The 9,656-nt window shown below is 68.4% G+C and carries 7 protein-coding genes and 2 pseudogenes; all 9 read left to right on the forward strand.

Annotation, left to right across the window (positions count from 1 at the left end; genetic code table 11):
* Positions 1–141 precede the first annotated feature (141 nt).
* Positions 142–363: pseudogene (locus tag JNB50_RS24440) on the forward strand (rhamnose isomerase); the annotation flags it as partial.
* A 424-nt stretch (positions 364–787) separates the two neighbouring features.
* Complete coding sequence (locus JNB50_RS24445) at positions 788–2,824, forward strand: bifunctional aldolase/short-chain dehydrogenase (protein WP_208042697.1); 2,037 nt, start codon at positions 788–790, stop codon at positions 2,822–2,824.
* Entirely contained in the window at positions 2,821–4,251 is a 1,431-nt protein-coding gene (locus JNB50_RS24450) for a rhamnulokinase family protein (RefSeq protein WP_208042698.1), read from the forward strand. The genes JNB50_RS24445 and JNB50_RS24450 overlap by 4 nt, the downstream gene beginning before the upstream one ends.
* Before the next feature lie 11 nt (positions 4,252–4,262).
* Positions 4,263–5,522 (forward strand): alpha-hydroxy acid oxidase, encoded by a 1,260-nt coding sequence (locus tag JNB50_RS24455; RefSeq protein WP_208042699.1) that lies wholly within the window; start codon positions 4,263–4,265, stop codon positions 5,520–5,522.
* 174 nt (positions 5,523–5,696) lie between these two features.
* A pseudogene (gene glpX, locus JNB50_RS24460) lies at positions 5,697–6,627 on the forward strand (class II fructose-bisphosphatase).
* A 260-nt stretch (positions 6,628–6,887) separates the two neighbouring features.
* Entirely contained in the window at positions 6,888–7,466 is a 579-nt protein-coding gene (locus tag JNB50_RS24465) for a hypothetical protein (protein WP_208042700.1), read from the forward strand.
* Positions 7,467–7,543: 77 nt separating this feature from the next.
* Entirely contained in the window at positions 7,544–8,071 is a 528-nt protein-coding gene (locus tag JNB50_RS24470; RefSeq protein WP_243768946.1) for an RES family NAD+ phosphorylase, read from the forward strand.
* A gap of 607 nt (positions 8,072–8,678) precedes the next feature.
* Positions 8,679–8,903: a hypothetical protein gene (locus JNB50_RS25355; RefSeq protein ID WP_243768944.1), complete on the forward strand. Its 225-nt coding sequence runs from the start codon at positions 8,679–8,681 to the stop codon at positions 8,901–8,903.
* 49 nt (positions 8,904–8,952) lie between these two features.
* Positions 8,953–9,447, forward strand: coding sequence for an ImmA/IrrE family metallo-endopeptidase (locus JNB50_RS24475; protein ID WP_307794866.1), 495 nt, complete (start codon positions 8,953–8,955; stop codon positions 9,445–9,447).
* The last annotated feature ends 209 nt before the right edge of the window (positions 9,448–9,656 follow it).

The raw sequence follows: 9,656 nt of genomic DNA on the forward strand, positions 1-9,656 counted from the left end.
AGCTCCTCTAGCCTTTTCATGCCCGTGGCTCTCCCTCGGACAAAAGGTCCAGCGCAGTCCGCACCGGCAACGACTATCAGCCGTACCGTGTGGGCCGAATCACGACGACATCGGTGGGCCAACTCAACTTGACAAAGCCAGGATGTCGACGCGCTGGACGCAGCCCAGCGGGCGAACGACGTGCTCGCCGCCAACACGGTGTTCATGGATGCGTTCAACACCGACGTACGCGCCGACCTGGCCGCCTGGCGCGAGTCGCGCGGGCTGCCCGCCGACCCGATGGCCGCGTACAAGGCCAGCGGCTACCAGGAGAAGATCGAGGCCGAGCGTGTGGGCGGCACCCAGGCCGGATGGGGCGCCTGAGCAGCATGGACTCCTCCCGATGCTGATTTACATCCCGGCCGGTAACACCGCGGGGGTGAAGGTTCGGCCCGCGACCAGCCGCCGTCTTGCTGGTACCCGCGAGCTGAGTCTCCACGTCCGCTGGGATGACGAACACCCTCCGAACCAGAGGCTGCTTGCGGATCTCGAGCTGACGAATCTGCAAGTGTTGGCCAGCGTCCCGGGACCGCAAGTGTGGGCGGTGGCGCATGCGCTGATTAATGCGATCCTCGGTGAATACAGCCGCTTCGCACGCGAACTCACCTTCACTATTCAGGACGAACCGGCCCTCGCTCTTATCCGGGACAGCTGGAACCTCGAGGCTTACTCCCCCACCTGGCAGCACCGCGATGACCAGGTACAGCTCACTCTCACCATCGACGCGAACAAAAGGACCTCACAGCCGATGACTAATCAGACCGTTGCGGGCCTGTTGGCCCGCTCGAACCGCCTCGGGTCGGACCCTGCGAACACGAACTACGCCGGCGGCAACACGTCCGCCAAGGGCACCGAGACCGATCCCGTCACGGGGGAGCCGGTGGAGCTGCTGTGGGTGAAGGGATCCGGGGGAGACCTCGGCACGCTCACCGAGCAGGGCCTCGCCGTGCTCCGGCTCGACCGCCTCCGCGCGCTGCGGAACGTCTACCCGGGTGTCGAGCGCGAGGACGAGATGGTTGCGGCCTTCGACTACACACTCCACGGCAAGGGCGGCGCGGCCCCCTCGATCGACACGGCCATGCACGGCCTGGTGGATGCGGCCCACGTCGACCACCTGCACCCCGACTCCGGCATCGCGATCGCCACGGCGGCCGACGGCGAGGAGCTGACGAAGACGATCTTCGGCGGCCGCGTCGTGTGGGTGCCGTGGCGTCGCCCGGGCTTCCAGCTCGGCCTCGACATCGCCGCGATCAAGCAGGCGAATCCGGACGCGATCGGCACCATCCTCGGCGGTCACGGGATCACGGCGTGGGGCGACACGAGCGAGGAGGCGGAGGTCAACTCGCTGTGGATCATTCAGACCGCCGCCGACTACATCGCCGAGCACGGCCGTCCCGAGCCGTTCGGGGCGCGCGTCCCGGCGAACGAGCCGCTGGAGCCGGCCGAGCGCCGGGCGAAGGCCGCCGCTCTCGCGCCGACCCTGCGCGGGCTCGCCTCGACCGACAAGCCGCAGGTCGGCTCGTTCACCGACGCCGACGTCGTGCTCGACTTCCTGGCGTCGGAGGAGCACGTCCGGTTGGGTGCGCTCGGCACCTCGTGCCCGGACCACTTCCTCCGCACGAAGGTGAAGCCGCTCATCCTCGACCTCCCCGCCGACGCCTCCATCGAGGACTCGATCGCCCGGCTGAAGGAGCTGCACGAGCAGTACCGCGCCGAGTACACGGCGTACTACGAGAAGTACGCGACCCCGGACTCCCCGGCGATGCGGGGTGCGGACCCGGCGATCGTGCTCATCCCGGGCGTCGGGATGTTCTCCTACGGCAAGGACAAGCAGACCGCCCGCGTCGCGGGCGAGTTCTACATCAACGCGATCAACGTCATGTGCGGCGCGGAGGCGATCTCGTCGTACGCGCCGATCGATGAAGCGGAGAAGTTCCGCATCGAGTACTGGTCGCTGGAGGAGGCCAAGCTGCAGCGCCTCCCGAAGCCGAAATCCCACGCGGGCCGCATCGCCCTCGTCACGGGTGCGGCCTCCGGCATCGGTAAGGCGATCGCGACGCGGCTGGCGGCCGAGGGAGCGTGCGTCGTCATCGCCGACCTCGACCTGTTCAAGGCGCAGGCCGCGGCGGCGGAGCTGGGCGGTACGGATGTGGCGATCGGGGTGGCGGCGAACGTCACCAGCGAGTCCGACATCCAGGCCGCGGTCCAGGAGGCGCTGCTGCAGTTCGGCGGCCTCGACCTGATCGTCAACAACGCCGGCCTGTCGATCTCGAAGCCGCTGCTGGAGACCACCGAGGCCGACTGGGACCTGCAGCACGACGTCATGGCCAAGGGCTCGTTCCTGGTCTCCAAGGCGGCCGCGAAGGTGCTCATCGAGCAGGGACTCGGCGGCGACATCGTCTACATCTCGTCCAAGAACTCCGTCTTCGCCGGCCCGAACAACATCGCCTACTCGGCGACCAAGGCCGACCAGGCGCACCAGGTGCGGCTGCTCGCGGCCGAGCTCGGCGACCACGGCGTGAAGGTCAACGGCATCAACCCCGACGGCGTCGTGCGCGGCTCCGGCATCTTCGCCGGCGGCTGGGGCGCCAAGCGCGCCGCGGTCTACGGGGTGCCCGAGGAGGAGCTGGGCGCGTACTACGCCCAGCGCACGCTGCTCAAGCGCGAGGTGCTGCCGGAGAACGTGGCCAATGCGGTCGCGGTGCTGACCTCGGCCGACCTCGACCACACCACCGGACTGCACATCCCGGTGGATGCCGGGGTCGCCGCGGCCTTCCTGCGATGACCACCGGGACGGTCGCGGCGGTCGACCTGGGTGCGACCAGCGGCCGGGTGATGCACGCCCGCGTCGGCGCGGACACCCTCGAGCTGACCGAGGCCGCGCGATTCCCCAATACGCCCGTTCGGCTCTGGGAGGGCGACCGCGCCACCCTGCACTGGGATGTGACGGGGCTGTACGCGAGTGTGCTGGACGGCCTGGCCGCCGTGTCCCGCACCGACCCCGCGCTGCGCAGCATCGGCGTGGACTCGTGGGCGGTCGATTACGGCCTCCTCCGATCCGGCCGGCTGCTCGGCGAGCCGTACCACTACCGCGACGAGCGCACGGCGCGCGGGGTCGAACTCGTGCACGCTGCCGTCTCGCCCGAGGAGCTGTACCGCGAGGGCGGCCTGCAGTTCCTGCCGTTCAACTCGCTGTACCAGTTGGCGGTGGATGCGGCCGACGGGTCGTTCGCGTCCGCCGACCGCTTCCTCCTCATCCCGGACCTCATCGCCTACTGGCTCACCGGCGCTGCCCACGCCGAGCGCACCAACGCCTCCACCACCGGCCTGCTGACGGCCGAGGGCGCGTGGAACGACGGCCTGATCGAGCGGCTCGGCCTACCGCGCACCGCCTTCGCGCCGCTGGTCGACGCCGGGACGCCGATCGGAGGACTGCTCCCGGCTCTGGCGCACGACCTGCCCTTCGCCGGTGCCGCCCCGACCGTCACGGCGGTCGGCTCGCACGACACCGCCTCGGCCGTGGTCGCAGTGCCGATGGACGCCTCCCGCGCCGCATACATCTCCTGCGGGACGTGGGGGCTCGTCGGGGTGGAGCTCGAGCGGCGCATCCTCTCCGACGAGGGACGCGCCGCGAACTTCACCAACGAGGGCGGCGTGGACGGGCGCATCCGGTACCTCCACAACGTCATGGGGCTCTGGCTGCTCAGCGAGTCCCTCCGCGAGTGGCAGCGCCGCGGGCTCCACGTCGACATCGCCGGGCTGCTGGCGGAGGCGACCGAGCTGCCGCGCCCGGCCGAGGTGTTCGACGCCGAGGACCCTCGGTTCCTCGCCCCCGGCGACATGCCGGGCCGGATCGCCGGATGGTTCGACGAGCGCGGGATGCGCGCCCCCGCCTCGCCCGCGGGCATGGTCCGCGTCATCGTCGAGAGCCTCGCCGCCGCCTTCGCCGAGACCGTCCGGACGGCGGCATCCCTCTCGGGTGTGCGGGTCGAGGCCGTCCACATCGTCGGCGGGGGAGCGCGCAACGCCCTCCTCTGCCAGGCGACCGCCGACCGCAGCGGCCTGCCGGTGCTCGCCGGTCCCGTCGAGGCCACCGCGATCGGCAACGTCCTCGTCCAGGGGCGCGCTGCCGGCCTGCTCTCCGGCGACCTGGAGACGCTTCGCGCCCTGGTCGCCCGCACCACCCAGATCGTCCGCTACGACCCCCGTTAGGATCCATTCGCATGGTCGACCGTCAATTCCCCAAGCCCGCCGAGCTGCTGGAGCTCATGCAGTTCAAGAAGCCCGAGCTGAACCTGAAGAAGCGGCGGCTGGAGTCGGCGCTGACGATCGAGGACCTCGCGCGGATCGCCAAGCGCCGGACTCCGAAGGCGGCGTTCGACTACACCGAGGGCGCCGCCGAGGGCGAGTTGTCGCTGGCGCGCGCGCGGCAGGCGTTCCAGGACGTGGAGTTCCACCCGTCGATCCTGCACGACGTGTCCACCGTCGACACCTCGTGTCAGATCTGGGGCGGCCCGTCGGCGCTGCCGTTCGGGATCGCGCCGACGGGGTTCACCCGGCTGATGCAGACCGAGGGCGAGACCGCCGGTGCCGGTGCGGCCGGCGCAGCGGGCATCCCGTTCACCCTCTCCACACTGGGGACGACCTCCATCGAAGGCGTGAAGGCGGCGAACCCGCACGGGCGCAACTGGTTCCAGCTCTACGTGATGCGGCAGAAGGAGATCAGCTACGGGCTGGTCGAGCGGGCCGCGGCCGCCGGGTTCGACACACTGTTCTTTACCGTGGACACCCCGGTCGCCGGCGCCCGGTTGCGGGATAAGCGGAACGGGTTCTCCATCCCACCCCAGCTGACGTTGGGGACGATCGTGAACGCGATCCCCCGGCCGTGGTGGTGGTACGACTTCCTCACCACCCCGAAGCTGGAGTTCGCCTCCCTGTCCGCGACCGGCGGCACCGTCGGCGACCTGCTCAACGCGGCGATGGACCCGTCGATCGACTACGACGACCTCGCCGAGATCCGCGCACTCTGGCCCGGAAAGCTGGTCATCAAGGGCGTGCAGAACCTCGAGGACGCGAAGACGCTGGTCGATCACGGGGTGGATGGGATCGTGCTCTCCAACCACGGCGGCCGGCAACTGGACCGGGCGCCCATCCCGTTCCACCTGCTTCCGGAGGTCGCCCGCGAGGTCGGCCACCACACCGAGGTCGCGATCGACACCGGCATCATGAACGGCGCCGACATCATCGCCGCCTACGCGTTGGGCACCAAGTTCACCCTCATCGGGCGCGCCTACCTCTACGGGCTCATGGCCGGCGGCCGGGACGGAGTCGACCGCACCATCCAGATCCTCACCGACCAGATCACCCGCACCATGAAACTCCTCCAGGTGCGCACCCTCGCCGAGCTCGGCCCACACCACGTCACCCAACTCACCCGCCTCCAGCCGCTGCAGCGCGAACACGGGGCGGCGATCACTTCTTAGCGAGTTCGCTCCGCCCAGTGGGTGGTCGGAGCGATCCACGGGAATCCCCCTCCCGTGCGCCGGGCCCGCACTCCGTCTCCGTGCGGGCCCGGCACCACACTTCCCAACAAAGGACCCATCATGACCAGCACCGACAGCGCGTCCCATTTCACGCATCCGGACCGGAACGTCGCCATGGAGCTGGTGCGGGCGACGGAGGCGGCGGCCATCCGGGCGACCCCGTGGATCGGGCGCGGCGACAAGAACGCGGCCGACGGTGCGGCGGTGGATGCGATGCGCAAGTTCCTCGGAACGGTGAACTTCGACGGCGTGATCGTGATCGGCGAGGGCGAGAAGGACAACGCGCCATGCTGTTCAACTGCGAGCACGTCGGCAACGGCCGGGGACCCTCGGTCGACATCGCGGTCGACCCGATCGACGGGACCTCGCTCACCGCGGCCGGACGTCAGAATGCGCTGTCGGTGATCGCGGTCTCTGATCGTGGGTCGATGCTGGACGCGTCGAGCGTGTTCCGGATGAACAAGATCGTGACCGGTCCGGCCGGGCACGGCGTGGTGGACCTGTCGCAGTCGATCGGGGACAACATCCGTGCGCTGGCGAAGGCGCTCGGCAAGCCGGTGAACGAGATCCGGGTGGCTGTGCTGGACAGGCCGCGGCACGAGGGGCTGATCGAGGAGATCCGCGCGGCGGGTGCCGGGACGCGGTTGCTGCTCGAGGGGACGTCGCGGGCGGCATCAACGCGGCACGGTACGAGTCGCGCATCGACATGTGCGTCGGCGTCGGCGGCAGCCCGGAGGGTGTCATCACTGCCGCGGCCGTGAAGGCGCTGGGCGGGTTCATGCAGGGGATGCTGGCGCCGGGTGACGACGAGGAGCGGGCCCGGGGGATCGCCGCGGGGCTGAAGATGGACACCATCCTGAGCGTCGACGACCTGGTCCAGGGCGATAACACCTTCTTCGTCGCGACCGGTGTGACCGATGGCGGGCTGGTCGAGGGCGTCCGGCGGAAGGGCCCGATCATCCGCACTGAGTCGATCGTGCTCCGCTCGAAGTCGGGCACCGTCCGCCGCGTGATCGCAGACCACCTCGCCGAGAAATGGCTCTAGGAGAACAAGCCGACTGCCGGTACGGTCCCTCCCCCCAGACCGGTGTGAGCGCAAGCAGCCCACCAGCAACGCTGCAGGCAACGGTTAGGACCCCGCTTGCGCTCACACCCCCTCTCCGCAGGTGTGAGCCGTAACGGCTCGTTGCGAGGTAACATGCGTTATCAGTTATCCGCGAAAGGGGTAATCGCGCTCACGGTGGTTGACATGGTTGACATGCGACTGAGAGAATTGGTTGACATAGTTGACACGGGAGGTCGCCCATGAGCACTGCAGCACCCGAACGTCGTCGCCGGCGGACGGCCGGGCCGCGCCAGGTGCAGGAGCACGCGGTGGACGAGATTGTGGCCGCCGTCCGCGCGCGACTTCTCGAGCGGGTCGACCGTGGCGAAGAACTGACCAACCTCGGCGACGCCGACGAGGTCGCCGCGCAGGTCGTCGAGCGGCTGCCGATCGCGGTCAGCCCGTGGGCGGAAACCGTTGGGCCCTGCTACACCAGTGGATCGCTGCAAAAGGAGCTGGGACGCGGCCGCGCGGCCGTCTCCAAGGCCGTCGCTGAGCTGCGGCTGCTGCGGCTGCGCACCGCGGACGGTCAGACGGTGTACCCGGCGTTCCAGGTCGTGAACGGCGCGATCGTCCCTGGCATGCGTGAGGTGCTCAGCGAACTCCGGCGGGGAATCGACGACGAGTGGACCTGGGCGCAGTGGCTCAACACCCCGGTTCCTGACCAGTCCTCCGAGGATGTGAGCAACCGCCGCCGGAACATCGACCGGTTGATCGCCGGCGAGGTGGACGCGGTCGTCACGTCTGCTGCGCGCACGGCTGCGAGCTGGGCCGCGTGACCGCCACTCAAGGGGCGCCGGTCCCAGGGCAGGACTACCGCAAGATGCCGCGACACACCGTGTCCGCGGAGACCCAGATGTACCGGGCGCACAACACAGCACGCGGTGCATGGTGGTTTGATAGCAGTCGCAATGGCCGCTTCAACCTCCTGGCCCCTTCAGGGACCTGCTACGCGGCTACCAAGGTCGAGGCCGCGGTGCGCGAGAAGGTCCGAGACGCCGTGAGCGTATCGAATGTGGTCTCGCGGGCGCTGGCCGATTCCTTCCAGGTCTCGACCATGACCGCGCCGATCGACTACAAGTGCGCTGCGGTCAGCTCCGAGCGCGCGGTCCGATTCGGGATCGTACGCGAGCTGGTCACCATGGAGGATTACGCGATCCCGCAGCAGTGGGCGGAGACCATCCAGGCGAACTCGTTCGAGGGGATCTACTACGCCTCCGCCTACACCACCGGAAGCGCGACGGCGCTGGCGCTATTCGGTGGCGCCGGCTCCCCCGGCCCCCGCTTCACTGAGGCGCGCCACATGACCGGGCCGGAGGCCTGCGAAGCGTCCGGCATGGTCGTCGCCGGCCCGCCCACGCTCAAGTCTCTATCCGTCATCTAGCCGGGTCCGGACGCCCGACCAGTCAACAGAGAGCACCCACAGGAGACGATGATCCTCTGGAATCGCTGCTTCGAGTGCGGCGCGGGCGCTGCGGTAGTCCTGACCCTCGGCGTCGATTTCGCGTGGCAGCGCTACGGATGCGTCCGGTCGCAATGACGCGGCCGCCCCGCGGCATCGAGTTTTGAACCTGGATCAACTCGTACCCGTCAGGGCACCTGCGCCTCGATCAGCGCGTGAGTCGACTGAGCATCATCGGCTTCGGCCGTGATCTTGTCGACCCCGTTGGGCTGGATCCGGCCCTCCGGCATCTCGAGTAGATCTAGCAACCGAGGTCCAGCCCTTTCGACGCCCCGGTGAGCTAACGGCACTGGGGAGATTCTCAGTTGAGAGACTTTGTCGGCGCGGTCTTCTGTGTTCTCCCCGCTCCGGCCTGCGATCGTAACGGCCTCCGGCTGCTCCGCGACCGACTCTCGCTATTTGCAGACTCCGTCGCTGCGCTCCTCCACTTAGCAACCGCTCCAGCCGGTCGCTGCTCGGCCTCCACCCGTTCTTGATCTTCGTGCCGGAACGGCGAGAAAAGACGAGTGGACGAAGGAGCAAGCGCATCATGAGGAACGCGACCATCACCCGAGACGTGAAGGACCGACAGGCGGAGGCGGAGGCACTGCACGCGTCCATCGTGGAGCAGGTCCAGCAGCTAACCGACAGCGGCCAGTGGCGGGCCTTCCTCGAATTCGCCCGCTCCTTCCACACCTACAGCCTGAACAACCTCCTACTGATCATCGCCCTTCGGCTACCGCGAGAAGAAGACCGCGGCGGACGCCGACGATGACACCCCCGGCGACGAAGACCCCATGATCCGATACTTCCCGACCCTGTCCGTGTTCGAGATCACACAAACCGACCCGATCGAGGGAGCCGACCCACTCCCGAGTAATCCCACGCAGCGGCTCACGGGCGACCACGACCATGGCGTGATCGCTCCGCTGACCGCCCACCTCGAATCCTCAGGATGGAGGGTCGACCGCGAACCGTTGACCCATGCCAGCGGTTACACCGACCCTGAGACACGACGGGTGATCCTCGCGGACAGGATCAGCGTGGAGCAGTCCGCGAAGACGCTGATTCACGAAACGGCGCACATTGAACTCCATCACATCGACAGCGTCGAGGAGTACCGGCTGCACCGCGGACGCATGGAAGTCGAAGCGGAGTCGGTCGCCTACGTAGTCGCCGGCCTGCACGGATTCGACACCAGCAGCTACAGCATCGGCTACATCACCGGCTGGAGCGACGAGGATATCACCGTGATTCGCGACACCGCCTCCCGGGTCCTCGCGGCCGCCCACAAGATCGCGGAAACGCTCAACCAGTAGCCCACAAGCAAACGAAGAGAACCCCGACCCACCTACATGGGTCGGGGTTCTCTAGCGCTGAGGAGCGGCGCGGAGCCGCGGCAACTGCTGAGCGCGAGAGATGGCCGCGACAAGAAGAGCCGATGGCAACGGCAACAAGCAACGAAAGTAGCCATGACTAAGCAAACAAGACCAGAAACGAGACCAGAAACGAGACCGGAGACGAGACC

This window comes from Leifsonia sp. TF02-11, assembly GCF_017565305.1.
Taxonomy (GTDB): domain Bacteria; phylum Actinomycetota; class Actinomycetes; order Actinomycetales; family Microbacteriaceae; genus Leifsonia.

Excerpts from the sequence above, each read along its gene's own strand:
- JNB50_RS24455 (WP_208042699.1), top strand. The coding sequence starts at position 4,263 with ATGGTCGACCGTCAATTCCCCAAGCCCGCCGAGCTGCTGGAGCTCATG.
- JNB50_RS25355 (WP_243768944.1), top strand. The coding sequence starts at position 8,679 with ATGAGGAACGCGACCATCACCCGAGACGTGAAGGACCGACAGGCGGAG.
- JNB50_RS24445 (WP_208042697.1), top strand. The coding sequence starts at position 788 with ATGACTAATCAGACCGTTGCGGGCCTGTTGGCCCGCTCGAACCGCCTC.
- JNB50_RS24450 (WP_208042698.1), top strand. The coding sequence starts at position 2,821 with ATGACCACCGGGACGGTCGCGGCGGTCGACCTGGGTGCGACCAGCGGC.
- JNB50_RS24465 (WP_208042700.1), top strand. The coding sequence starts at position 6,888 with ATGAGCACTGCAGCACCCGAACGTCGTCGCCGGCGGACGGCCGGGCCG.
- JNB50_RS24470 (WP_243768946.1), top strand. The coding sequence starts at position 7,544 with ATGTACCGGGCGCACAACACAGCACGCGGTGCATGGTGGTTTGATAGC.